21 protein-coding genes and 1 pseudogene are annotated in these 25,373 nt (G+C 70.2%); 1 reads left to right on the top strand and 21 read right to left on the bottom strand.

Translation table 11 applies throughout. The features are described 5' to 3' along the window. Window positions 1-187: 187 nt before the first annotated feature. From SYYSPA8_RS28560 to SYYSPA8_RS28595, 8 genes are all read right to left on the bottom strand, one after another. The gene (locus tag SYYSPA8_RS28560) at window positions 188-1,210 is read right to left on the bottom strand and encodes a DUF932 domain-containing protein (RefSeq protein ID WP_323450250.1); all 1,023 of its coding nucleotides are present in this window, start codon (window positions 1,208-1,210) and stop codon (window positions 188-190) included. A 1,147-nt stretch (window positions 1,211-2,357) separates the two neighbouring features. Continuing rightward, on the bottom strand, window positions 2,358-2,615 hold the full coding sequence (locus SYYSPA8_RS28565; RefSeq protein ID WP_323450251.1) for a hypothetical protein: 258 nt from the start codon (window positions 2,613-2,615) through the stop codon (window positions 2,358-2,360). Between the two features lie 161 nt (window positions 2,616-2,776). Continuing rightward, window positions 2,777-3,505: a phosphoadenosine phosphosulfate reductase domain-containing protein gene (locus SYYSPA8_RS28570; protein ID WP_323450252.1), complete on the bottom strand. Its 729-nt coding sequence runs from the start codon at window positions 3,503-3,505 to the stop codon at window positions 2,777-2,779. A 51-nt stretch (window positions 3,506-3,556) separates the two neighbouring features. Next, the gene (locus tag SYYSPA8_RS28575; RefSeq protein ID WP_323450275.1) at window positions 3,557-3,844 is read right to left on the bottom strand and encodes a DUF6197 family protein; all 288 of its coding nucleotides are present in this window, start codon (window positions 3,842-3,844) and stop codon (window positions 3,557-3,559) included. Window positions 3,845-3,949: 105 nt separating this feature from the next. Then, on the bottom strand, window positions 3,950-5,359 hold the full coding sequence (locus SYYSPA8_RS28580) for a DNA cytosine methyltransferase (RefSeq protein WP_323450253.1): 1,410 nt from the start codon (window positions 5,357-5,359) through the stop codon (window positions 3,950-3,952). 19 nt (window positions 5,360-5,378) lie between these two features. Then, window positions 5,379-6,383, bottom strand: coding sequence for a hypothetical protein (locus SYYSPA8_RS28585; protein ID WP_323450254.1), 1,005 nt, complete (start codon window positions 6,381-6,383; stop codon window positions 5,379-5,381). An 81-nt stretch (window positions 6,384-6,464) separates the two neighbouring features. Beyond that, window positions 6,465-7,292 carry a hypothetical protein gene (locus tag SYYSPA8_RS28590; protein WP_323450255.1) on the bottom strand — a complete coding sequence of 276 codons (828 nt, stop codon included), beginning with the start codon at window positions 7,290-7,292 and terminating at the stop codon, window positions 6,465-6,467. A gap of 165 nt (window positions 7,293-7,457) precedes the next feature. After that, window positions 7,458-7,613, bottom strand: coding sequence for a hypothetical protein (locus SYYSPA8_RS28595; protein ID WP_323450256.1), 156 nt, complete (start codon window positions 7,611-7,613; stop codon window positions 7,458-7,460). An 873-nt stretch (window positions 7,614-8,486) separates the two neighbouring features. On the opposite strand from SYYSPA8_RS28595, the gene SYYSPA8_RS28600 reads away from it, so the two are divergent. After that, complete coding sequence (locus tag SYYSPA8_RS28600; RefSeq protein WP_323450257.1) at window positions 8,487-8,678, top strand: hypothetical protein; 192 nt, start codon at window positions 8,487-8,489, stop codon at window positions 8,676-8,678. Window positions 8,679-9,060: 382 nt separating this feature from the next. Here SYYSPA8_RS28600 and SYYSPA8_RS28605 read toward each other — a convergent pair whose 3' ends face one another. The 13 genes and pseudogenes from SYYSPA8_RS28605 to SYYSPA8_RS28665 form a co-directional block, all read right to left on the bottom strand. Further along, entirely contained in the window at window positions 9,061-9,885 is an 825-nt protein-coding gene (locus tag SYYSPA8_RS28605) for a hypothetical protein (protein ID WP_323450258.1), read from the bottom strand. Window positions 9,886-9,972: 87 nt separating this feature from the next. After that, the gene (locus tag SYYSPA8_RS28610) at window positions 9,973-11,181 is read right to left on the bottom strand and encodes an RNA ligase (protein WP_323450259.1); all 1,209 of its coding nucleotides are present in this window, start codon (window positions 11,179-11,181) and stop codon (window positions 9,973-9,975) included. A gap of 415 nt (window positions 11,182-11,596) precedes the next feature. Further along, window positions 11,597-12,766 carry a C40 family peptidase gene (locus tag SYYSPA8_RS28615; RefSeq protein WP_323450260.1) on the bottom strand — a complete coding sequence of 390 codons (1,170 nt, stop codon included), beginning with the start codon at window positions 12,764-12,766 and terminating at the stop codon, window positions 11,597-11,599. Between the two features lie 3 nt (window positions 12,767-12,769). Next, window positions 12,770-13,603 (bottom strand): hypothetical protein, encoded by an 834-nt coding sequence (locus tag SYYSPA8_RS28620; protein ID WP_323450261.1) that lies wholly within the window; start codon window positions 13,601-13,603, stop codon window positions 12,770-12,772. Between the two features lie 124 nt (window positions 13,604-13,727). Further along, window positions 13,728-15,893: a hypothetical protein gene (locus tag SYYSPA8_RS28625; RefSeq protein ID WP_323450262.1), complete on the bottom strand. Its 2,166-nt coding sequence runs from the start codon at window positions 15,891-15,893 to the stop codon at window positions 13,728-13,730. Window positions 15,894-16,092: 199 nt separating this feature from the next. Continuing rightward, the gene (locus SYYSPA8_RS28630) at window positions 16,093-18,717 is read right to left on the bottom strand and encodes an ATP-binding protein (protein ID WP_323450263.1); all 2,625 of its coding nucleotides are present in this window, start codon (window positions 18,715-18,717) and stop codon (window positions 16,093-16,095) included. A 14-nt stretch (window positions 18,718-18,731) separates the two neighbouring features. Then, the gene (locus SYYSPA8_RS28635) at window positions 18,732-19,574 is read right to left on the bottom strand and encodes an ATP-binding protein (RefSeq protein WP_323450264.1); all 843 of its coding nucleotides are present in this window, start codon (window positions 19,572-19,574) and stop codon (window positions 18,732-18,734) included. Continuing rightward, on the bottom strand, window positions 19,571-20,377 hold the full coding sequence (locus tag SYYSPA8_RS28640) for a cell division protein FtsK (RefSeq protein WP_323450265.1): 807 nt from the start codon (window positions 20,375-20,377) through the stop codon (window positions 19,571-19,573). The genes SYYSPA8_RS28635 and SYYSPA8_RS28640 overlap by 4 nt, the downstream gene beginning before the upstream one ends. 8 nt (window positions 20,378-20,385) lie before the next feature. After that, a complete protein-coding gene (locus SYYSPA8_RS28645; RefSeq protein WP_323450266.1) occupies window positions 20,386-20,964 on the bottom strand; it encodes a hypothetical protein in 579 nt (192 codons plus the stop codon). A 15-nt stretch (window positions 20,965-20,979) separates the two neighbouring features. Beyond that, complete coding sequence (locus SYYSPA8_RS28650; RefSeq protein ID WP_323450267.1) at window positions 20,980-21,207, bottom strand: hypothetical protein; 228 nt, start codon at window positions 21,205-21,207, stop codon at window positions 20,980-20,982. 113 nt (window positions 21,208-21,320) lie between these two features. Beyond that, on the bottom strand, window positions 21,321-22,355 hold the full coding sequence (locus SYYSPA8_RS28655; protein ID WP_323450268.1) for a conjugal transfer protein: 1,035 nt from the start codon (window positions 22,353-22,355) through the stop codon (window positions 21,321-21,323). 210 nt (window positions 22,356-22,565) lie between these two features. Then, window positions 22,566-24,536, bottom strand: coding sequence for a hypothetical protein (locus SYYSPA8_RS28660; protein WP_323450269.1), 1,971 nt, complete (start codon window positions 24,534-24,536; stop codon window positions 22,566-22,568). A 363-nt stretch (window positions 24,537-24,899) separates the two neighbouring features. After that, window positions 24,900-25,373: pseudogene (locus SYYSPA8_RS28665) on the bottom strand (hypothetical protein); the annotation flags it as partial.

Here is a 25,373-nt window from a genome sequence, read left to right on the forward strand (position 1 = left end):
GCGCCAGTGCGAGTGGCGGCGGGGTGCAGTGGCCTTCGGCGAAGTCCCGCAGCCACCGGGGCGCGTAGGTGTCGCAGCAGCGGTCGCTGGGAAAGAAGCGCACCGTGCGCGGCCCGGTGTCCGGGCTGACGGTGCTGTCCCGGCGGAGGCCGCCGGGGCGGAAGTGCCCCCGGCGGCCGTGGGCCGGTCAGACCGCCAGCGCGAGCAGGTCGTACGCCTTCTGCTTGTCCTTGGAGGCGTCACTGGAGATGGTCAGGGTGCGCGTCGCGCGGGTCTCGGCCGCCTGGATCGGGTTCTTGCCCGCCGGGGCGTGGTGGTCGAGGTACTCGGTGATGGCGTTGTAACCGGCCCAGCGGGTGCCACGGATCGCGGCCTGGGTGTCGGCGTTCTCGAACAGGTTGCGCAGCGTGCCCATGCGCTGACGGTGGTTGGTGATCTTCCGCTTGCCGGGGTTCGGCTCGTTGATCGGCCAGATCTGCTCGCAGACCTTCTCGAACTCGCCGAGCGTCAGGGACTCGTTGATCAGCTTCTCGGCCTCACGCTCGAAGGACGCGACGTAGGCGAAGACGATGTCCAGGGCCTTGCGGGCCTCGGCGATCTTACCCTTCGCACCCACGGTGTGACGGATCGAGTACGACGCCTGGGCGTCCTTCAGGGCCATGGCCTGGGTGTTCGCGCAGACGACCCGGGTCGGGCTGAGCAGGAGACGGAAGGCGCTCTTGCCGTCGTGGCTGTTGAGACCGGCGAGATAGAGGTCGTGGCGGTCGAAACCGCCGACCTGGACGCCCATCGGCAGCTTCATAGTCACGAAGACGTTCTTGCCGCCGTGGAGGGAACCGGCCGTCTCGAAGTTCGCGCCGGACTCGTCCATGAGGAGGTTGAGCATCTCGGTGTGGGCCTCGTTCTGCACCGGCTCGTAGACGCGGCCGACGGTGCCCAGACGCTCGACCGCGCCGGTCTTGGGGTTGTTGCGGACGGTGAAGTACTCGTCCGGCGAGTCGATGCGGGTGACACCGTGGTCGGTGATCTCGACGGCGTTCACGCCGCCGATCTTGCGCACGTTCCAGCCGGACAGGTAGCTCTTCTCCAGGGCCTCTTCGGCGGTCAGCGCGCCCTGGGTGACAGTGCCCAGACGGTGCCAGGCATCGACTCCGTTCGCGGAGACGAAGGAAGCAGTGCCATCGACGTGAACCTCAAGACCGTGCGACAAGTGCGACTCCTCGGTTTGTCCTGCGGGGCCGTTCCCCTGCTGACACCTAAGATATTACATGAATGGACGCGTAAGGTCAATACTTAAGTGTCGCATTGGTGAAGGGTGGACCGTTACCCAGACCCGGCGGCACTCAGAGCGCTCAGTGCCCGGCCGCTTCGGCCGCAGCCGAGTAAAGGGCGCCTCGGCGCACCTCGGCCTCCGCGCGGGAGGCAGGAGCCCGCCCGAGCAGTTCGTCTTTGCTGAGTGTGTTGCCGCAGGCGCGTTCGCGTTCTCGCCCAGACCTCACACCGGAAAGTAGTCGCTCGCGCCGGCCACGGGCGGCGGGTTCAGGTCCTGGAGTCTCCCCGTCCACGCGCGGGGATCGATGCCCCGCTCCCGCAGGTACTGGGCAGCGGCGCGGAACATGCCTCTGGTGCCGCCGGTGGGTTCGCGAAGAACCTGCGGACGGAGGGTCGCCTCGGGCCGGCACCGCCAGCAGAGTGAGCAGCCTGGCGGCGTCGTTCGGAGTGTGGTGCTCGGCCGGCCACGCCCGGTCGCCGCTGTGGCAACGGCAGGTGAGTGTCCAGGACATGAGGTCGATATGTGAGCGCAGCTCCGGATCGGCGTAGCCGGGGTGGAGCAGTACGCCGTGCTTCAGCATGCTCTCGGCGACCGCCTTGACGGCGTACAAGGTGTCCGCGGAGTGCTCCTCTTGCGTCCACTGCAGGAGAGGGCCGGCGGCGCTGATCAGGTCGGGTCTCCGCCACCAGTACCGGGCGGCGATCTCTCCGACCGCCGGTGGCCACCGGCGGGTTGGCTGGGAGGAGAGGTAGTCGGCAAGCCAGGGGGCGTGCCGGGCGTCGGCGCCCTTGATGGGCCACGGCGCGAGAGCGGCGACCGCGCCGCAAGGCATGCCCATCCGCCCGCGCCCGTAGGGTGCGGTGCCAGGTCTCCGCGACCGCCTCACCGAGGGCGGCACCGCCGGAACGGCAGGCGGGACGAGGCGGGGTGCCCGCCGGACGCCGGTCCGGGCCCTGCGGCCCGTCGGCTGGGGAGGGGACTCAGCGACGCGCGGATGCGATGACAGGGGCGGCCTCCAGGGGCGGGATGGGCTGATGTGGAGAGGCCCGGCCCCGCCGGACGGGCCGGGTGCCGGGCGCGGGGGTCAGGAAGAACGGCGCTTCGCCAGCTTTCCGCCCAGGTAGACCTTGGGCCCCTTGATGGGGTGCAGGACGAACAGGGCGAAGGCCAGTATCGGTACCACGGCGATGCGCCATACCCAGTCCTTGCGGCCGGTTGCGTCCCGGTGGAGGGCCCAGCGGATGAGGGCCGATCCGCGTTCGAGGACCCGGTACAGGAGCTCGAAGTGTCCGGCCAGGTAGCCGACGAGAAAGGTGGCGGCGAGCGCTGAACCGAGAAGCATGAGACCCCCGTGGTTGGTGGAGTGGTACCGCTTGGCAACCAAGACGCTACGCCTGAGCGCGTACAATGTCAAATCTTAGGTGTCGTATGGGATGGGTGGACCCCTCCACCGTTCCGTCTGTTCCTTTCCTCGCCCTGTCCGCGGCTCCTGGTGCGGAGCGATCAGACGGCAGTCTGTTGGCGGGTGCGGAGCTCCGCCAGCGGAAGAGGCCGGCTCGTCCCCCCACGGCGGTCGCGCAGGATTGCGACGTCGCCCAGAAGACCGCGGAGTTCCTCCTCCTTGGTCTCGGCGTGGGCGTACCGCTCGGGCAGCGTGGTGAGCAGGTGCTTCCACTGGCGCTGTCCCGCGCGCACGCACGAGCCGAAGCAGTTGTTGTGCGGGAAACCGAGCTCGTAGAGCCGTGGCGGACGGACCCCCAGCGCGCGGACCTCGTCCAGGAGCTCGCCCTTCGTGGCGTCGGGTCCGTCAGCCAGCGGGAACTCGGTACGCCAGGGATGCCAGTTGCGGGCAATGGCGGGTATGCGGCGCCGGTCACGGTCGTTGGGCTCGATGCCGACATAGGCGATCGTCTCCCCGGGAGGAGCGTGCTCGCTCATCCACCGACGGCACGGCTTCTGCTTGAGGACGAAGGTGCAGGGGGCGAGACGGTCGTTGCCCAGGAACCGCTGATCGGCGAAGACTTCCCAGGGATCACGGCCGTCGCGGACCACGGTCAGCCGGAGGCCGAGCAGACGGGCGATGTCGTCGGAGAAACGCCACAGATCCGGGTCCTCGGCCCGGGTGTCGGCGATCAGCAGAACCATGTTCTGCGTGCCGCGCTGCTCGGCGACGCGGACCGCGGTGAGCGCGGACCCGATGCCGCCGGAGAACTGAATGACGTGATGGGTCAAAGACGGGATTCCCTTCCCTGGAGGTGCGGGTTCGCGCGGACGCACGGTGGTTCACGGCCGGCATGGGCCCAGGGCGTCGGCGGCGGCGCGCAGGGCCTGGGCGACGTTCTCGGCCGTACGGTCCGGCTCGGCGCTCCACCGGTCGATCACCTCGTGGGCGAGGCGCTTGGCTGCGGCGGCGCCGCAGGCGTCGGCCGGGTGTCTGGTGAGGTGCTCTGCGAAGGCGCACAGCGCCTGGTCGCGGGCCGTGTGGATGCGGGCCCAGTCGTAGGTCCGCCTCGTGCTGCCGAGGCTGTGGCCGGCGGCGATCTCGATCGCGCCGCGGGGCCAGCAGGCCAGGGTGACGGTGCGGCCGGGCCCCTTGAAGAGGCAGGCGCCCTGGTGGAGGCCGACGTTCGATGTGGCTGGCGGCCCACCGCAGGATCGCGGCGGGCTCGTCGGCGATCACGACACTCTGAGGGCTGTACGGGTGCATGAGGTGGTGTCCCTTCCCGGGGCCGGGGCTTTGGTCCCGGCGCGGAGGCCAGAACCCAGAGACCGTCCGGGGCCGGGGCTCGCGCCACAGCGCGGGGCGGTCAGGCCGCGACGTCGAAGCGCTCGTGACTCTCGGCGAGGGCGGTAGATCGCGCGCAGGTAGTCGCGCAGCCTGGACTCCCACGGCTCCTTGAGCAGCGTGCCGATGACCACACAGCTCATGGTCGGGGCGACCACGTCGCCGATCTGAGTGCAGGCGCTGGTGCGTGAACCGGTCCAGGGGTAGCCCGGCGCGAAGCCCACCAGGAGGGCCGCCTCGTCCAGCGAGAACTTCCGCTCCCTGTCGTGCGCCCAGTACCAGCCCCGAACCTTGCTCGTGATCGCAATGGAGGGTTTGTCGGCGCTCCACTCATTGCCGCCGGGGGTCCTGCGTTCGCCGCGCGTGTTCACGCGGACGCCGGCGGGCCACTGGAGTGCGGCGGCTGCGGACGTGTACGGGAAGGGTTTCGCGGGTTCCAGGGCCTGGACGTCCAGGTAGCGGTGGCGCGAGGCCATCAGGAAGACCCGCTTGCGCCGGGATGCGAGACCGTAGTCCACGGCGTCCAGGACCCGGTACTGCGCGTCGGCCCAGTCCGCGCAGTGGAGCTCGTCCCTGATCGCGTCGAGCACGTCCTCGGGCAGCGCGCTCGACTGTTCCATCGCCAGCCACTGGATGTTGGCGTACTGCCAGGTCAGGGCGAGCGCCCAGATCAGTACCTCGGCGATGAGACCGATCCGGGGGTCGGTCATCTGCGCGATGGGCGCCCGGACCTCGTCGAACGTCAGCAGCGGTCCCGTGAAGCCGCTGTAGCCGTCCCAGCCGGGGGCGGCGCAGATGCCGCAGTCGCCTTCCCACTCGCAGGGCCCGGCGTCGTGGAAGTGCCCGAACGTCGCCTCGAATGCCGAGGTGAACACGTCCAGCAGCAGGTCCAGGTTGGCGGGGTCGTGGCCGGCTCGCTTGCCGCCCGGCGTCCAGCACTGGCACGGGGCCGAGACGATCAGGCCGCTGACCCAGCGCAGGGCCGGATGGTTCGGGTCGAGCGTCGTGACGTCGGTGACGATCCGGCGGAACCCGGCCGCCTCGGCCGTGGCGGCGGCGTCCTTGTACAGCTCGACGCCGACCATGTCGACAGGACGGCCGAGTACATCGCGGATACCGGCGTCCCAACCCCCAGGACCGCTGAACAGATTCACCACGCGCTCGGGCTCGTCGGCCTTGGGCGGGAAGAGCCATTCGACGGGCCAGGGGGCTGCGAGTTCGCGCAGCTGCCCGGGATTCAGGCCGGTGAGATCGGGCAGCTCGGTCGCGCCGTAGTCCTTCAGTTGCAGCAGGGGCGGCACCTTTCCGGCAGCAGAGCGGTCACGGACGGGGAAGCGGCTCGTGGATCCGGGGCTCGCAGGAGATGACGCGCTCGGGCTCGTCGGCCTCGGGCGGGAAGAGCCATTCGACGGGCCAGGGGGCTGCGAGTTCGCGCAGCTCCCCGGGATTCAGGCCGGTGAGATCGGGCAACCCGGCGTCGCCCTGGCCGTTCACGCCCACGTACGGGAGAGAACGCGGGGTGACCGCGTCCGGGACGCTCAGGACCAGGGAAGAGCGGGCGGCGCTCTCGCGACGGACCATGGTCTCGGCCCGCGTAGCGACGCGGACGGTGAAGACGTCGGCGTACGGTGTCTCCTCGGCGGTGAAGTCGTCACGGTGGAGGACGTCGGCCATGGCGGCGCCGTCGCTGAACCAGGACTCTCCGGTGGCTGTGAGCCGCACCGTGCCCGGCCGACCGTGACGTGCTCCGTCGGACACGGTGAAATGCCCGGGAGAGCTCTCCTCGTCGGGAAGGAATCCGACCCGGGTCAGTACGGCCGAGACCGTCGCCGGATCCGCCACGAGCGGCGCCTGTTCGGCGCGCGCCCATGCCGCCGGGGCGTACCTCGGGAGGAAGAGGGAGGCGCCGTGGCCGATACCGCTGGCGAAGCCGACGACGTACGGCGTCACAGCGACCCGGATACCTCGCGCGGCACTGAAACGCAGGAGGTCGCCGAGCACCGGGCCGGACACCGGACTCCGGCAGGAAGACGACAGGCCGGGCCCGCCACGTACCCAGTGCGTTCCGGCCAGGGCCTCGGCAGCGGTATCGGCCTCGGCCGGGGACATCGTCCGCCAGGTCAGTTCCAGGGGCACGACGCTGTGCAGCGGGGTGGCGCCGTCGGAGTCGCACGTGACCACCGGCCCGGGCGGAGGCGCGGTGATACCCAGAACGGCTATGAGGCTCTTGCCGTCCTCGACGAAGGGGCCGGTAGTGGCGGCGGGCGATGAGCTGTGGAGGGTGACGGCGAAGTACTCTGGTGGGCCGCTCGGTTCCTGATGCACTGGGAGCCTCTCCTGGGTGTCGGGGCCGGACTGCGGGTACAAACCGGAGCGAAGTCGTGGTGTCCCCGGGCTGACCTGGGGCTATGGATAACTGGACGGACTCGAAGCGGGCGGCCGGTGCTGGACACTGCCGGTCCGCGTACCCGGATCGGTCAAGACCTCGCCAGCGACGATCCGTACGGAAGGCAGCACGCGCCGCTCCGGTGCCACGGCCCGCGGCACGATACGGCCCTGCACCGGCGGGTTGGGGTCCAGCAGGGCGAGGATCCGCAGGACGAGCTCGGCGGGGACGCCAGTGAGCTTGATCTCGGCCTCGGACGCGTCGGTACTCAGCCGGACTGTGCCGCGCGCCACTGCGGGAGGGAACTCCCGTCTGTCCGCGCCGGTGTTCCAGAACGACTGCTTCCGGAACGGCGCGGTGTGCTCAGGCTCCCAGACAGCAGGGTGCAGAGCGGGCAGAGCCAGCTTCATCCGGTGATTCATCAGCCGGCGGGCCAGCTCGTCCTGCTCGGCCTTGCGCTGCTCGGCCAGTGCAGTATCCAAGTGTTCGAGGTACGCCGGTATCAGGTGCCTTGCGATGCGCGAGGCCATGTGCGCGGGAGACGTGCCGATGCCCACGGTGATCGGGGCGGCGGTGTGGCCGCCGTATCCGGACGGGTAGACGCCCGTGACGGTCAGCCTGCGGCCCGCGTCGCCCGTGCGTCCGGTGTTGTGGTGCCGGAGGGACAGATGCAGGCCCCGGGGGTGGAAGAGAGCGAGGCTCAGATACGAGACCTCGTCGACGTGGTGGTTCCAGCCTCCGCCTTCGATCCGGTCGGTGTTCAGGACCTCGCACACCGTGCGGCCGATCTGGTCGGCCTGGGCGTGGAGCCCGCTGCGTTCCAGCTCGATGGAGGTGTCCAGGAGCATGCCCCTTTCGTCAGGGTGGGCAGAGAGTCAGACTGCGGCCGGGGCCCGGTGCCTGCCGGTGGTCCGCCTGCTGGGCAGGGGCGCGGGGGAGGAGTCCAGGAACAGTTCGGGCAGACAGAAGGGGCCTTCGCGCTCGCTCCGCAGCCGCTGCAGGTAGAGCGCTGCTTAGTTGAACGCCCGGGTGTAGCTGCTGCGCGCGATCCGGCGCCGGCGCCAGGCGCGTCCCATCGGGGTGACGGCCGCGGCGAGGTGGTGCTCGGCCTGGCGGTCGAAGAGGAAGCGGACGGCCGTCAGCTGAGGCTGGGCCGCGCAGCCGCTCACCGCAGTGGGTAGTTGGGATCCGCTGCCAGTGAGAAGCGCGACGCTGTTGCCGATCGCCGCGGTGATAGCCGCCCAGGCCCGGGCGTCGTCCTTGTGCTCCAGCCGGGCATGACGGCGAGGAGAGGGCTGCGACGGCGATTCGGCTGACCATCAGGATCCCTTCGGGCCGTGGAGTGAGGCGGAACCCCGTCCGATAAGCGAAAGACTACTCACAAAGGCATGAAGAGTCAAATGATAAGTGTCTACTGGGGTCCGCCCCCTGGGCCGCCGGAGACCTCTCCCCCGAGGGCCCCGGCGGTCCTCCTGCCGGTGAGGCGAACGGCGATTCGGGGACGGACCGCACCTCAGTTCCACGAGTCCGCTTATGGACTCCCAGCGGCGGCAACCCGACGGTCCGCCGCCGCTGGGAGTGCGGTGCAGCAACTCTTCGGTAGTGCAACGTCCCAGGTCAGGCCGTTTTGGCGGCCACTGTGGGCAGGGGCCACACTGCACCGTGCTGCACCGTCATCAGCCCTTTGAGGGACCGCGCGTCCGGCGCGCCACCACCACGATCAGGAGTGATGATGAACCGTCCACCCGACCCCCGCGCCCTGGCGGACGCCCGTGAGGACCTGGCCGCGCTCTGGGAGCTGGGTGTGTCCACCAGCCTTTCCCAGGTCCTCAAGGAAGAAGCGGCGGTGAGCCGGTGGCGGGGCGGGCGTCTGCCCGCTCGGTGCCTGGCCCGGCGGATGGGATGGGACGCGGCCCGTGTCCGCCCGGAGTACCGGGACAGCCCGTTCCAGGATCGGGACCGTGGCCTGATGGTCGTGCTCCGCCAGGAGGAGCGGCACGCTGCCTTCGGGGCTGCGCGCGAGCGGACGAGCGGACCCGGGCATGGAGGGCGTGTCATGGGCGGAGATCCCCGCCAACCGGCCGCATCACCGGGAACGGGGCATCCCGTGCGCGCGGTGCGACGTCTACGGGGCCACCCGACTGCGCATGGACATGCACCAGCGCCCCGCCCTGGTATGCGACGGCTGCGCCCAGACGGACACCAGCAGCATCGCTTGGCCCGTCAACATCTGACCCGTCGGCGACAGGGTGCTGGTCGGTGCCGGGCGCGCCGCCGGACGCCGGGCACCACCAGGCGCGACAGCTCCTGACAGAACCCCGACACCGCCGACGGCGTCCGATAGCAGTCCCTCCGGCGGAGCGGAAGGGCGAATGCCGCGGTGCGTATCGCGGCGGCGGCCTCCTCGGCCGTGAGGTCGGCCTGCCCCCCCACGGCCGATCGGTCGCATGCGCGGGTCCGAGTCGGCGGAAGGCGGTGCAGCGACTGCCGGCGGACCGAGTGGATGCGGTCCCAGCCGAGGTGTGCCGGGTGTGCCCGGCGGGCGGCGGAAGTGAGGCAGGGCCGGCGCCTACCGCTGTGAGCCGTCGGGGCCGGTGACCGGCGCGCCCTCGGTGGTCACGCGTGGTCCGTCAGGCGCAGGAGCATAACCTCGGGCCGGTCGGGGAGGGCGGACTCCGTGCCGGTGTACCGTTCCCACTTCTCCGTGAAGTCGGCCTTCTCCTTGTCGGCGACGAACGCCGGTGCGCTGACAAGGAACTCCTCCGTCACCGGAAGGTCCTGCCCACGCTCCAGCTTCCAAGCGCGCACCGACCCGAACTGCTCCTCGCGCTCCAGGCGGGCTCCTATCCGCCCGCCCACCCGCTTGAGGGTACGGGCCAGGTCCGCAGGCTGGCCGGTGCGCAGCCGGCGGACCGAGCGCAGCCACTCGCCAGGCGCGGCGGGGTCCTTGGAGCTCGGCGGGCGAAGCCGGCGCAGGTGGTAGACGGCCCACGGGCACGATGCCAGTTCCTGGTCGAACGCCTCCAGAACCGGACCGTTCTCGCTGTGGACGGGGTCGAACTGGCCCAGCAGGGACCGGCGGCCGAACAGGCGCGCATTGGGGTTCAGCCGCATCGCCGTGTACTCCAGACGGAGCACCCGACCGGCGATCTCGGGAAAGGCCCGCATCCGGTCCAGGTGCGCGGACATCGCGCCGACCGAAACCGGGTAGCAACAGAAGCTGCAGTAGGACTTCTTCCATCGCACACCGAGGCGGTCGAGGAGGAAGTCCTCGCACTTCTGCCGGCCCCAACCCCACTCGATGAGCGGATACACGCCGGTGCGCAGCGCGGTGTTCGACAGGCGGTCGCGCTCGCTCCGGCCGATCTCGTCGGCGTTGAAACCGATCATCTGCCGGAACGGGCGGCCGCCGGTGGCCGATCTCAGCCAACGGTCTCCCACGTCGCCCTTCGCGCGGATGCTGCATTTCCGGCCGGGGCCTCCCGCGTGGGGCGGCGTGCCGTCACGATGGAGGCCCGTCGATGAGGGTCAGGCTGACGTGGCGTCGGGTGCCCCGGGGCCCAATACGGGCCGGATGGTGCGCCAGACATGCAGGTCGAGGGTGCAGTCGTGGCCGTCGAGCCGTAGGAAGAGCCCGGCCCGCAGGTCCTTGTCGAGGCCCCGGACAGCCCGCGCGAAGGCAGCACGGTCGAATGACAGGTGAGCAAGCTCGGCGAAGGCGTCGTCGATCGTCTGCCGGACCTGGCGAGCCTGCTCCTCCAGCGATGAAATGATCGTGCGTACCCAGGAGTCGGACTCGTCGGGGACCAGGGCGAGAAGCGCCTCCAGCGCACTCGCGGTCCCGCCGGACAGGGCAGTCACCTCGGCGACCGGACAGCCCAGCGCCTTCGCAACTTTCTTGACCGGGTGCGTGGCGAACTTCTCCACGCCCATGTACCGCCAGATGTCCACCTCGTTCGTGCCGGTGACGGCCTTGTGGAGCCGGACGTAATCGGCGAGCTTGGCCTTGGTGCGGACACCGGAGGCGAACCGCAGCACGTACCCCTCTGCCGTGAGCCCGGACGCAGGGGCGCCATCGGCGCTCCGGTTCGTCTCGGTACGCGCGAGCAGGTCACCCAGCTCCATCGCGGGCCAGGTCCGGACCACGGACCCGATGTCCTCCCAGTCGGGGGAGGCGTCGGCGAGGTCGATCTCGACGCCGTCGGACGAGAACGCGCCCAGCAGGACGAGGTCCTCGCGGTTCCCGTAGTCGACCACGATGCGGTTGCCGGGGTGGAGGATCTCCGCGAGGTAGGTGGTGCCCACCTGCAGGCCGGACGTGTCCCGGCTGTCGAGCCACCGCTGCGCCCACTGGGCCTGCGGTGAGGTGAAGGAGCCCTTCGTGGCGGCGTGCCAGGCTCCGTCGAAGTGGAAGACGATGCCGAGGCTGCCGTCGATCTTGTCGTAGATCCGGAAGGGCTCGTCGGGAAGGGCCGGTGCGTACGTCCGGCCGAGCGCATGCTCGGCCGCGTTGAAGAACTTCTCGAACGGCCAGGCCACGACCGTGCCGGTGCGCTCGTCGACGACCAGACCACGGCAGCGGGTGGTCACCGGCGTCCACGCTCCGGCGTACTGGCAGGCCCGGGTGTAGCTGAGCATGACCAGGGGCAGGTGCGGGTGCCGGTGGCGCACCACATGTCCTGCGTGGACCGCGCCGGTCAGATCGGCCGGTGAGAACAGGTCGGCGAGATGAGTCACGAAAGCCTCCGGGGCACGCCGAGCTGACCGGCGGTTTGGCAGGTGGAAGGGGAGGGTGTCCCGCCACCCCGCGTCCGTGGGGGGGCGGTCATCGACCGGTACGACCGATCGGACAGGCCGGGCCCCGTGGGGGATCGGGGCGGCGGTGCCGAGCGGTATCCCTACCGACCGACACTTAAAATATTACATTGAAGTGAGTGTTGTGTCAATTCTTAAGTGTCTTATGGGTGGTGCGGCCCGGCGTGAGGTGGTGTCCCCAGCCGGCTCAGGCTGTTCCGGCCCGAGGCAGGCGACCAGCCGCGCGAAGGCTTCACCGAGCGCTCCGAGGGTGAGGCCCGCGGAACACGCGGCGAGCCGTGGGCCCGTGGCAGGCCGGGACTATCGGGGCCCGGCCGTGGCGGGCCGGGCCCCGGATTCAGCCGGCCTTGGGGAAGACGGGCGGTGTCCAGCCGATATAGGTCGCGCCCCACTTCGTCTCGAACAGCTCGGCGTCGACGATGTCGATGTAGCCGGGTCGCAGGATGTCGTTCGAGGCGACCTTGTTGTCACCGAGGTAGACGGCGATGTGACCGGCGCGGCGGCCTGTGTCCCAGTACATCAGCGCGCCCGGCGGGGGGTTGCGGTCCTTGTCGTGCCGCATCTCCTTGGGTACGACCGTGTAGTGGTCGATGGCGTAGTTGACGCCGGAGTACGACCAGCCGTAGACGATCGCGGTGTAGGCGAGGCAGCGCTGGTACCAGTCCCTGGTTGACCTGCTGCCGGCGTTCGCCTCGGCCCAGGCGATGGCCGCCTCCACCGTGCGGGGGTTGTTCAGGGTGTAGGTCTGCTTGCCGTCGCTGAACTTCCCGCCGCCTTTGCCGGGGACGGGCGCCGGAGCGTCGCAGTTGTTCTCGCTCGTCACCTCGGAGTCACCGGCGGCGTCGTCGCCAGCCGGGCCGGTGGTGCCAGCCCGCTCAAGGTTGATGCCGGCGTCCTTCGCGAGCGTGCGCATCGCGTTCTCGTGGCCCGCGTAGAGACCGGGGTGGGCCGACTTTTGCACGGCCTGGGCGGCTTCCCCCAAGGGCTTGAGCTGCCAGCTTCCGATGTCCACCAGTCCCGGGTTGCCGCCACGGCCGAGGAAGAAGGACTCCGAGGCGAAGGCGGGCGTCATGATCTGGGCACGGGTGCCCCAGTTCATCGAGGGCCGCTGCTGGAACAACCCCACAGAGTCACGGTCGCCGTAATCGAGGTTCTGCAGAGTGCTCTCCTGCATCGCGGTCATCAGCGCGACCAAAGTGGCCCTCCCCGGCAGCTTCAGCCGGACGGCGACCGAGTCGATGTCCTTCGCGAAGCCGATCTGCTTCTGTCGCAGCGACCCGCTGGCCTGGCCTCCTCCGGTGTCCGAGACGGGGGTCGAGTCGTCCGTGCCCGGTCCGGTGTCGGAACAGGCCACGGCCGATGCCTTGCCTGCGGGGAAGAGCAGGCCCATGAGCAGCAGGCCGGCGACGAAGAGGGCGACGCCGATGACGGCGAACTTGGCCTGGGCCCCCTTCTTGACGACGCCGGTGGTCTGCATGGCGACGCGGGCGATGTCTCTCTGGTCCATGGCCTATTCCTCGATGCCCAGGACGCGGGTGACCATCCACGGCGCGCCTGTGTCGGCCCGGGAGACCTCGATCGTGAGGTGGCGGGTGTAGGTGTAGGGGTCGGTGCCCTTGACCGCGACGGCGATGGTGGCCTGCCGGTAGACGCGTACCGAGGTGTCGGGCGCCGGCCGCTGTGTCCCGGACGGCTGGCCAATCTTTGTCTTCGTGGGCCTGGCCTCGGTGGCCTGGGTGGCGACGAGGCGGTCGAAGTCCTTGTCGCCGTGGCGTGTGAGGTTGTCGACCAGTGGGCCGGACGCGTACGGGGCCGCTCGCTTGACGGCTGCTTTGTGGGAACCGTCCTGCAGCGGGAGCCGTGTGCTGTAGGCGCTGGCGAACCCTTCCGCGACCTTGTCGGGGTCGGCGAACTGGGCGGGCGGACCGGCCGCAGGCGCCGTCGGCGTTGGCGGGTCCGAACTGACCGCGGCCGTGGGGCTGGGACTGCTCTTCGTCCGGGCCGGGGCGTCGTCGCTGGGCCACATCAGGGCGCCCACGGCCACGGCGGCGGCGGCCAGCAGCGCCAGCGCGGGGACCGCCAGGGTGGTGGGTGGTTTCCCCCGGGCCTTCCTGATGGCCTGTTCGCGTTCCTCGCGCCGGGCCGAGCGCCAGCGTTTGGCCGCCCGGCGGCGCTTGCGGCGCGGCAGGCTGGCGAGTTCATCGGGGAGTTCGTCCCGGCGCAGCAGGTCGCGCCACTCGGCTGCGGTACTCGGCGCGGCTCCGGCGCCCGTGCCCGGGCGGGGGCGGTTCTCGGTGGACGGGGCAGGGGTGGTCGGCTCGTCGTCGTGGTGGTCGTGGGTCACGGCAGGCTCCGGATGGGCACGGCGGGATGACCCCGGGGCGGTCCGGCACCGCAGATGTGGGGCCGGACCGCTGGGGAATCTCGGTGAGGGGGAAGGAGGTAAGAGCCGCTGTGGCGGCCGTGGGTTAGCTGTCGGAACTGCCGGGCGGGGGGAGCTCCGGCAGCGGGGCGCCGGTCACCGCGGTGTCCACCGCAGCACGTCCGGCGGCGGCTCCGGCGCGCCGGGCCGCGGCCCGTGCGGGCGAGGGAGCGGGAGGCGGTGGCGGGTACTGGCGGAACCTCGAACCCACGGGATCGGCCGGACTCTCACCCCTCTTGATGACCGTGCCCTGAATGACCCGGTCCCCGGTCGGCTTCGTCTCCTCGGGGACACCAGTGCGGCGGGGAGCGCCCGGTCGCATCGGGTAGCTGCCGCCACCCGGAGCACCCTGCCTGCCGTCTCCCGCGCTACCCGGGCCTGCGGGAGCCCCGGGGCCGCGACCGTCCCGGGGAGCACCGGGACCACCCGGTCCTCCGGGTCCGCGGCCGCCTTCGGGACCGTCCGGACCGCCGGGGCGGGGACCATCGCCGATCGCGGCTGGACCGGTACCACCGGCCTTGCGCCGCACGATCTCCGCCTTCGCGCGGCGGGCCGCCGCAGGGCCGTCACCGCCGGGCCCGGGCTGGTCGAGCCTCTCGATCGTGCCCGGCTGGGCTGCGTAGTCACCGCCGGCACCGGGCCGGGGCCGGCTGGGCGGAGAGGGGAAGGTACGCGTCTGATGGGTACGGGTACGGGAACCTGCGCCCGCAGTCGGCGAATCGCCGCCGGAGCCGTCCTTGCCGCCCGGAGACGGGTGGCGGTCCATGTCGCCGAGGCCACCGCGGTCGCGCTTGGAACTGAGCAGCTTGCCCATCCTGCGCATCTGGGCCATCCGGCCGATGCCGTTGAGAATGCCGCGCCCGGCCATCTGCGCCCCGCCGGCTCCGACGATGCCGTCGAGGCGGCCCTTGACACGGAAGGCCATGACCGCGGCGGTGATGTTCAGCGCGCTCACCATGAGCCAGCCGTAGGTGGGCAGCAGCGACATCAGCGCGATGGAAACCACCATCACCGTGCCGAGCAGCATCGTCGCGGTGAAGGAGACGACGACGAGACCGATGAGCATCTCGAACCACTGCACACCCCACTGGCGTGGTTTACCGGGAATGCACCACAAGGTCGCGAAGACGACGCCGCACACGAGGAGCATGAGAGCGCCGAGCAGGGAGGCGAGCGTCGTGAACGCGAGGGTGATCACCAGGCCGCAGAAGATGACGGCAGAGACAATGCCGGCGATCAGCACACCGATACGGCCGCCAGGGGTGTGCCCCTGGCGCCACTGCACCGCCGCGTCGCCGACCGCCTCGATGTCGAGATTGTCGGCCAGGTAGTCCTCGCGCTCCTCCATGTCCGTGCCCCGCTTGACGACCTCGGCGCCCCACTTCTGGCAGGCGTTGAGTGACCCGAGGTTGGCGATGCACCAGGGTGTCGCCACATAGGTCCTCCACACGGAATCGGACGCGCGCCGTATGGTGTCGCTCTTCTCGTCACCGGACCAGGCGGGCTCGGGTGTCCTGAATGGCACGGCCGCGTCGTCCTGTCCGGACATTCCCGATCCGATGGTGGTCATGGCGACGGACGCGCCGAGCTGCCGGCCGTCGTCGACGCCGTTGACCCAGGTCTGCGGGGCGACGAGGAAGGTGGTGGCGATCGCCGCGGACGCGAAGACCCAGGCGAGCTGCCCGAGCATCGACTGGTCCGAGCGCCTGGCCCAGGCGATGAACATGCCCACGGCCACGGCGGTGGGCATGAAGACCGTCATCATCGGTTCCGCCGCCGCGCTGATGGCGCGGGAGATCGCGCCTTCGACCTCGGGCAGGCTGACCACGTTGAAGCACCACGACGTGACCACGACCGCGGCCTTGCCGATCACCGTGAGGACGATCATCAGGACGCTGCCGACTCCGTGCAGCCACCCGGGGATGAGGTCTCCACCCGTGAGGTCGTCCGACAGCTGCTTGTCGAGCTGGTAGACGTCCGGGTCGTAGCTCTCGTAGAGGGTGCCCTGGCCCGGCGGCGTGACCGGCGAGGGCATCATGTCGCCGATGCCGCCGGGCTTGAACTCGCCGGAGTCGTCCGCGGCCGCAGCGGGGGCGAGCACCGCGCAGGTCGCCAGCAGCGCGGCCGTCGGGGTGAGCAGGGCCCGCAGCCGCGGCAGCCGCACCCACACCTGCAGCAGCAGTGTGCAGAGACGATTCATCACGGCGTTCATCGCTCCTCCCCTCGGGCGGCCGGGGAGCCGGACACGCGCGAGTGGCCCGGCGCGGGAGAGACGCGCCCGCCCGGACCGCCGGGCGTGACCGGCAGCACACCGGCGGCCACGGCTCGGACGCGGCGGTGAATCGTCATACGGGCCTGCCTCCTTGGAACGGCGCGGCGGCCGGTACGGGCCGGGCCGCAGCAGATGGGGATCACTCGTCCTCCGAGGCTGCGGGTCCGGGCCTGTGGACAGAGTCAGCCGGATCCGACGCCTCTTCCCTGGCTGACGCCGTGCCGTCCCTGTCCAGGCCGGGACCCGTGGTGTCCCCCGCCGCTCCGTGGTCCTGCGCCTGGTCCTTCGGGTTGGTCGACAGTGCACGCAGCAGCTCGGCGCTGGGCGCGTCGACCTGCATGGTGGCGACCCGGTCACGGCGGTCACGCACGATGCAGTGGCCGTGGCGGATCTCCCCGTGAGCGGTCTTGCCGACACCGTGGATTAGTGCCCGGGACGCCTCGCCGACGGGCAGGCGCAGCAGTTCGGCCATGGCGTCCTGCTGCACACGCGTGGACTGCTCGAAAGCGAAGACCGTGGTGATCGCCTCCAGCACGCCGTCCAGACCGAGCAGGCTCTGGGGATCCTGGGTGTCGATGGCGAGGGAGGTGTCCAGCGCGCGGCCGGTACGCGCGATGTAGTCGACGAACCGCCGCCCGTCGTCCGTCCCGGTCAGCACGTGCACCTCAGGAATGCTGATGACCTTGGGCAGATTGCGCAGGTCGGGCCGGGCGGAGGTGTTCAGCGAGTACGCGATCAGACCGCGCATCAGGGCGAGCGAGACGCGCTCGGTCATCGTCATGTCCCGCGGCGCCGTGCCCATCTGGGGCATCGACAGCCCCGGAACCTGCACCAGCCACAGCCCCGGCTCGGGACGCAGCGGTGAGGCGCCCGACCGCGGCACACCGAGCAGCGGGGCACCCAGCGGGGTACGGGAGAGTTCCTCCAGCGCCTCGCCAGCTTCGGCGGCCAGCGCGTCCTCACTGTTCTTGAGATGCTCCACGACGCGCCAGGTGGCGGCGTCCGGGTGGGAGGCGATCTCGTTGCAGGCCCGCAGCAGGCGGGTCTCCACACCGGCCTCCCGCATCCGCTCCGGGAGGATGATGAGCAGCTGGGACACGACCTGGAGCGCGGCGTCGCCCTCGGGGAGCAGCCGGAACAGGTCGGCGACGGCCGGGGTCTCACTTCCGCAGGTGACGTGATGGGAGTCCAGACCGAGGTACTCGCCGGCCCGGATGAGCCCGATCTCGTCCCCCTTGAAACCGAGCATCAAGGCGAACGAACCCTTCAGCCCGGCGATCAGCGTGGCCAGCATCATCGACGTGGTCTTGCCGCGGCCGCTGCGCCCCACGAACGCCGACGTCGTCGCGTCACCCCGCGCGGAGCCGGCGGTGATGTCGATCCGGCACACCCCCGGCGTGGTGCCGGTGAGCAGGCCCATAATCGGCCCCTCGTCGTCACCGGCCTCGGAACCGCCCCAGAACATCGACGCGGCCAGGGCGTCCGTGGTGCGGATGTGCTTGAGGTCGTCGACACGGAGCATGTCCCCGATCTGCGACTCCAGCCACAGCTCCCGCTGTTCCTCCGAGGCGACCGTGACGTCGATCGACAGCCCGGCGTAGTGACCGATAACCGCGTCGGTCCGCGCCCGCAGGTCCTCCAGCGACTGCGTCGAGGAGACGACCAGCCGCGGATGGTCCTCCAGCAGCGTGCGCCCGTCACGGGACATCCCCTTGCGCAGCCCTTCCATGACCAGCTCGGTCTCCTCGGTCTCCGAGAAGGTCTCGCCCGCGCTGGACGCCGCGGCGGAACGCCGCTGCTCCTTGGCGGACTGGCGCACCTTGTCGACCGCCCTGATTGCCTGGCCCCTGCGCCACACCGAGAACCGCACACTGGCCTCCGGGCACACCAGGGCCTCGAAGCCGGTGTCGGGCCGGGTGTAGGTGATCTCGCTCAGACACCTCAGCCACTCCTGCTCCCCAGGCGTGACCAGCACCTCGGGAAACTCGGGCATCGCCAGGACCGACACCCACGCCGCCGTCTCGCCGCGGGCGTCGACGAGCCGCACATGATCGGCGTGCGGTATCGCCTTGGACTGCGTGAGGCGCACCAGCGCGGCACCGGAGACGGTGGGCAGCCGCGGCGGGGCGGGCTGGGGACGGTAGGACTCCCGGCTGATGGCCCAGGCCAGCAGCTCCACCGGCGCGATCCGGGCACGCCACGGAGTGGCCTCCAGCCGGCGTTCCATCCGCCGGGCGAGCGCGTCGAGCTGAGCGAGCTCGGCGTCGTCCAGACCGGTACGGCTGATACCGAGCGCGTCACTGGCGGCGCTCTTCACCGTCGCGCCGGTCGCGGAGTCACGCTCGGCGATCCTGACGCCCAGGAGGATGTGCCGCTGCGGCAGGTCCAGCCCATCCAGACGCTCCGCCCACAGGGCGGCCACCGCCTCGACGTCGCCGGCCGTGAAGATCCGCCGGGCCTCCTCGCGGTAGACCTCGCCGTCCAGACGCGCCCAGATGACTTTGAGGTGGCAGTCGAAGCCCGGCAGCACCTTGGCCAGGGCGAGACCGGCCGCGTCCTGCTCTGCGTCCTGCGCCGACTCGGGCATCAGGTCGGTGTTCGACGCCGACAACGCGAACCAGGCTTCCGCAGCGGTGTCGGTGACGACCAGGCCGTCCGCGATGGCGACGAGCTGCGGCTCCTTCATCATGCGCTCGGCACCGAGCCCGAGCATCCGGCCGAAGCGGGAAACGGACTTCTTGGCCGCCTTCGAGGTGCTGCTCATAGGGGTCAATCTCCTTACGTGGGCGGGATCTGGAAGGTGGAGACGGCCGGAGCCACGGCCGGCAACCGGATGAGGGGGCGATGACGCACACGGGGCGACCGGGCAGCTGGCGCGGGGGCGGCGGCCAGGTACGCGGCCTGCAGATCACTCAGCCGCAGTAGCTGGACGACCTCGTCACCGCCCATGCCGACCAGATGCATCCGGCCGATACGGAACGGCTCCTCCTGCGGGGCCGCGCGCCCGGGGGAGCCCACCAGGTCCCAGGTCCGCGGGGTCGGCGCGGACAGGAGCCGGGTGGTGAACAGATCGCGGGCCACGTGCCCCATCGGGGCCGGCACCGCACGGCATGCCATCACCACCCGGATCCCGTACAGCCGCCCGGCCGCGAGGACCGCGGTCAGGGCATCCAGACCAGTCCCTCCCGGAACCGGGTAGTGACGGAACCGCAGCAGCGCTGTCACGGTCTGGTCGCTCTCCACCACCACTACCCGCGGCGGACCCGACCGCTGCGCACGAACCTGGTCGGCCAGTTGGTACAGCCGGCGGTGTACGGAAGCGGCGTCCTCGTAGAGATGGACACGCCGCTGCGCCCTGGCCCAGGTGTGCTGACCGGCGACGTCGAGGATGTCGACCTGCGTGCCGCGCCGGGCGTACTGGGCCGCCACCGTGCGCAGGACCGTCGTGGTGCCCATACCCGGCCAGGCCACCAGCAGGGTGTGGCCCGAACCGGGACCGAGGTAGACAGGCGCAGCACCGCCAGCGGTGAGCCCTATCAGCGGGCCGGGCCCCTGATCGACAGCGTCCTCCGGCAGATCGGCGAGGTCGACCCGCAGGCGCGGCACCTGCGGCCGGCTCACGCGCACCCCTGCTGCTCCGTGCCGGGAGCCGACGTGCTTGCGAGGGTGGTGGCCTGGGCCTCGGTCAGGTACAGAGCCTGGAACGGTGTCGCGGTGTTGCCGGCGACCAGGTGGAAGCGACCGGTCACGTGCGAGTACGGCGGGGCGTCGTGGCCGGGGGCCAACTGGAGCCACAGCCGTCGGCCGTAGCCGAGGACGCGCGTGGGGAAGTGCCGGTGATGCAGCGGCCCCGGGCCGGGCACCGTGCCGCCGGTGTCCCCGGCGATGACCGTCCAGCCGTAGGCCCGCCCGGAGGCGAGCAGCAGCGCCAGGGCCTCGACGCCCGGCGCCTCCTGGAGCTGGGTCTCGGGGCGGGTCTCGATCCAGTAGCCGCGCAGGGCGTCGGCGAGGCGGCTGAGTTCCTCCACGATCAGGACACGGCGCGCACCCCAACCCGTGGCGGGGGCGACGCGGGGAGCGCTGTTGAGGTCGGCCGCGGCGATCAGGAGGTAGTCGTGGATCGCGGCGGCATCGTGGAGGTGGCGGGCCCCCGGCAGAGCATCGGCCCAGGAGTGTTCGCAGTGGCTGAGGTCGAGGATGTCGGTGCGCGCTCCGCTCACGAGAGCCTGGGCGGCCAGGGAACGCAGCACGGTGGTGGTACCTCCGCCGGATCCGGCGGCGACCAGGACGTGTCCGCCGTCGTGGGGCAGCGTCACCGGGCGGTCGTCAGCCGCCAGGCCGATGAGGAGGCCGGAGTTCGTGAGGAGGGCGGGCGCGGAACGGTCGCCGGGACGGACCGAGTTGCGCAGCGTGGTGGTGGTCATGGCGGGCCTCATCTCTCAGCGCTCTTCGAGCGGCGCTGCTTCTTGCGGTACTTGGCACGGGCGTTGGCGACGGCGTCGGGACCGTAGGCGCGCAGCCGGGGACGGATCTGGGCGGGCTGCCCGTAGAACTCGGCCCGGTCGGCCTGCTGGGTTTCGTCCTGGGCGAACAGGGGGGCGAAGGTGGGGAGCTCGGTGAGCTGGGGAACCTGCTCGCCTAGGCGCCGGGCCCGAAGCCGCAGCCCTGGCTTGGGCGAGGGGATGCGGCCGCGACCGTGAACGGGGCGGACCCCGGTGTGCAGGTAGTTGAGGCGGATCGCCCAGACGAGGAGATTGGTACGGCGCCAGTAGGCGGCGGAACGTTTCGCCCCGTAGTAGGTCAGCGCCAGCGGGGGCAGCAGGAACAGGGGCGCCAAGGGCTGCGGGGGGAACCCGAACAGCAGCAGCCAGGTGCCCCAGTAGAGGGGGAAAACGACGGCGCCGTAGCGCAGGGTGGTGCGCGGCAGCCCTTCGCCGAGATCCAATCCGAGCAGCTCATGCTGCCGGGTCTCCACGTCCCAGTGACGGGAGTAGGTGTACGAGGTTCGCATCGGCCGGCCCGCCGCTCAGCCGGCGAAGACGCTGGCGATCTTCGCGCCCACCGACTTCAGGATGTTGACGGCCTGGGCGGAGGAGAACACGAAGAAGGCGACGACGGCTCCGCCGACGATGTGCGTGATCAGGGCGCCGTGCTCCTTCTTGGCCCAGTGGCCGAAGGCCCGCACGGCGAGGACGGCGACGAAGAGGCTCCCGACGATGGCGAGGATCCATGAGACGAGGGCGTTGTTTTCCACGGTGGAGGGCTCCCTTGCGTGAAGGAGGAGATGGCGGAGGGGGTGAGGGGGGCGGGGGGACACCACGGGCCGCCCCGCACCCGGGAGGGGGCAGGCCAGAGGGATGGCCGGGGTCAGGACGTGGCGGTCACCTGCGAGACCTGCCATCGGGACCCGGTGTTGGCCGAGACCTGGGTGAGGGTGAAGAGGTAGGTCTGCTGGAGCTGAGCGCCGGCGAGCTTCCAGCGCACGGTCGCCGTGCCCGTGCGCTTGTCGCCGCTCCCGACGTCGACCGCCCAGCTGTCGAGGGAGTCCAACTGCACACCGCCGCCGAGCGGGGCGATGCGTGAGCCGGGCGCGGCGGCCTGGTCCTCGCCGCCCACGGCCCACGCCGTCAGGAAGTCCTTGACCGTCTGCCGGGTGCTGTTGGACATCGCCGCGTCCGTATCCGCGATGTCGGGAATCTTGTAGTCCGTCGCTGTGGGCATGCCGACCAGAGCGGGCTGCCCGGTCACGAGAATCCGGCCGCCGGACTCGGCCACCGGCACTTCCAGCCCGAGCCACTGCGAGACGCTGGCGTCCTTGCCATCCGACTGCACGGTGTAGCTGACGCGGACATCGACCAGAACCCGCGCGCGCTTGCCCTCGGCCTGCGTCACCTTGCCCGCGATGGTCTGAGAGACCAGCTGCAAGCCCTCCCCATTCCAGCCCATCTTCGGATCGGCGCCCTTCGGCAGGTCCCTCGCGAGGTCCCTGGCCCGGAGCTGCGGGGCCTCGGAGGACCAGGACAGGTAGGAGCGGGCGAAGCGCGCGGCGACCTGCTGGGCCTCGTCGACCGGGACGTCGTTCCTGAGCGCCTCGGCCTGGACGTCGACCTGGGGAGCGACAGCTGGCGGCTTCGCGGGGAAGACCCAGGTCCTCACCCCGGTGAAAGCCGCCAGTCCGATGACCGACCAGATGACGACACGACCGGCCCGGCGCGCGAAGGAACGCCCGGTGGACTCGCTCTCCTCAGCCCACCCCACCGCGTTCCAGCCCGGGTCCGACGGCCCCTTCCCGCCGTCGGCCGGCGGCTCTGACGCGGCGTAATCCTGTGGCGAGGCGGCCTTATTCTCACCGCCCGTGCGTTCCTTCTCGGGAAGATTCAGCATCTTCCGCAAAGCGCTCATGAATGACTCCTCGGCCCATCCCGTTATCCGGTTCCAGCCCGGCGGCCGCGACGACATTCATCACGTCCGCACCCTGTGGCGGGAAGCTCACGGATGAAACCTAAAAGCCAGGGCCTGTGGATAAAGTCCAGCGTTCCAGCGCCCTCCGGGAGCGGACATGGAAGTGGCCGCGAAGGGTGATACCTTCGCGGCCACTTCCTGCGGTTACCGCTATCCCTGGCTGGCTTCCCCGGACAGTTCTGAGCTGCCGTCTGCTGCTTCTTCCGTGTCGTAGGCCATGGATTCCTCCGTACTGTCCTCCTCGGTGCTCTCCTGCCATTCGAGGTTGTAGTACGAGGCCATAGCGGCCATGGTGAAACGTTCTTTCCCATCGTCATGCATCACACCTACGGGAAAGTCCTTACGCCGCTGCTTGTGGGTACGGAGCGTGTTGGGATTCAGCTCGATCCCTCGCTCGGCGAACCGCCGTGAGATCTCCGCCAGACCCAGCAGCTCGGGCCGTTCCCCGGCCGCCGACGCCTTCTCCTCCAGCGGCGCCGGCCCGCTCCCTGCCCCTGCACCGTCCGCTTCGCCGGTGAAACGCTCACTGCAACGCTCACCCTCCTCAGAAGTGAAACGCTCCCCCGCGTTGCGCCCCTGACCTGCGGAAACATGCTCCAAAGCGAGTTCCCCGCGCCCTGCAACGCTGATGGCCGGCGTCTCCTTGGCGAACAGAGGGCGGGAGACCTGAAGCAGGGAAGGAAGACGCTGCGGACTGCGTGCGGGCGGCGACCCGTACAGGTCCGCGGTGGAGTAGCCGCGCTCGGCCCGCAGCTTCAGACAGTGGTCGCGGAAGGCTTCGGGCTCCGCGTACGGGACCTGGATCCACACACGCCGGTTTCCCTCGATGACGAGCATCCGGCCAGCCTTATCGACCGATTCCGGCACCGGCGAGGTGTTCACAATCATTTTCCACTGATTTGCGTTGAAGTTCCCCAGCATCAGCAGGCGGAACATGTTCCGCAGTCCACGGTTTCCGACCGCTGATTCCCGCAGGTCCTGGAATACGCCAATGATTGTGACATTGACGTGGCGGCCCATGCGCATGATGGAAGCGATATCGCCCCAGATCGGGTCACTTGCCGGATCGCCCTTCTCTTTATTCTCGTTCCACCACTCCTTCGACGCGTCGCCGAACTCGTTTCCTTCTTCGAGGATCAGAGTCAGCCGGTCGAAATCCTTGCTGGGATTCTGCTGCTTGACATAGTTCCGGGCCTCGACTTCCCGGGCCGCCCACGAGATGGCGGCGCGCATATCTCCAATATTGCCGGGGTCGGTGTAAAGATGAACTCCCGGGACATCGCTGAAACAGTTGATCGACGCCATTTTCACGTCGATTCCGATGACCGTGGCACGCTGGGCGACGAGCTGCGTGATGATCATCTGGAGGAAGCTCGACTTACCGCCGCCGGACCCCACCGACAGCCCCCACATAGCGCTCTCGCCCGTCATCTCCTTCGTCAGCGCCTCAGCGCGGTCGTCCAGGCCGAGCACCAGCTGGCCGGGTCGGCACTGGGCGATCGCCTCCTGGACCTCCGGCGCGAAAAAGTCGACCCGCTCGGGGACCTCGTGGACGACCTTGTCCTTCTGCGGCTGGAAGAGCACGTAGAAGGGATAGCGCTTGAGGTTCCACTCGCCTGACCACCGGCCCCCGAGCCGGGCGTGTACCAGCTCGCGCACCAACTCCTTATGGCCATCCTGGCCGTGCCATCCATCCGGCAGCGCGATCTTCACGAACGACTTGTTGAGCGGGATGGTCACCGCAGCCAGGCGCTGGGCATCGTCCCAGGCCGGCATTGCGTCCTTGAGTGCCAGAGACAGCGGAACGACGAGGGTCCGCATGTGGCGGCGCCGCGCCCCTCCACGGACGTGCAGCACGATCATGACCGGGATGAGTAGACCAACCACAGCGGCGGACCACCAGATCACCCGCTCGTGGTTCTCCAGCCACCACCACGTCCATGCGGCCCAGCCCGCCCAGCCGAGCAGCACCAGGCGCAGCAGCACATGCTGCCATCGCGCCATTCCGCCCGGCGTCTGTGGCTGGTCCGACAGCGGTGCCCCGCTCAGAAACCGCCCCACAAATACTGCGGCGGTCTCCACTCCCTCCTCAAGCTGCCGGTCAAACTCACTGCGCGCCATGCATCCCGCTCCTTTGCTGCTCGTCCCAAACCGCCCCCGACCAGCAGGAGAGATCACCGCACGCTACGAGCCCCGGCCTGTGGACAAAGTCCAGCGACGGCAGGCGCCGCGGGCAGCAGAAGTCCGGGACGCGGGCAAAGGGGAGAGCAGCAGCACACGCGGCACGCGACGCCCCGCTGCGCGTCGGAGATTTCCTGCTACACCGGTGGTACAGCGCTTGCTGCCCGCCCAGCGGCAGCAGCCGCTACCTTGGCCGCCGGGCAGCACCATGCCTCCTGCTGCTTCACGAAGCAGCAGGCAGAAGGGGTAGCAGCAGGGCTGTTGACCCGGGCAGCAGGGGCAGCGCGGCCTGGCCGGCGTCGCTTACGCGATTCGGCTGCGCTTCTTCAACGCCTGCTGCCTGACCTTGTAGACCTGGCCGCGATTGACCTCGCGGCCGAAATCGGCGAGCCAGGTGACGACAGCGCTATCGTCAGCTGCAGAGTTCACGGCGAGGGCATAGCGGATGGCGTCGGCATTCGTACGGGCCCCAGCCACGGCTCCGCGGTGAGCCTCCGGATCTGCAATGGCGTCATCACCAACGTCACCCTGCCCGGCCGAATGCTCGATCTCCCCCTCCCGACGCCTCCCGCCGCTGATGGCAGGCTTCAACGCCGCACGTGGTGTCCCCGTGACGCCTACCGAAGCACCATCCCGCTCCGGGTCGTGCTGCTCCGGGTCGTGCTGCTCCGGGTCGTGCTGCTCCGGGTCGTGCTGCTCCGGGTCGTGCTGCTCCGGGTCGTGCTGCTCCGGGTCGTGCTGCTCCGGGTCGTGCTGCTCCGGGTCGTGCTGCTCCGG

The sequence above is a fragment of the Streptomyces yaizuensis genome, assembly GCF_034961445.1.
Lineage (GTDB): Bacteria > Actinomycetota > Actinomycetes > Streptomycetales > Streptomycetaceae > Streptomyces > Streptomyces yaizuensis.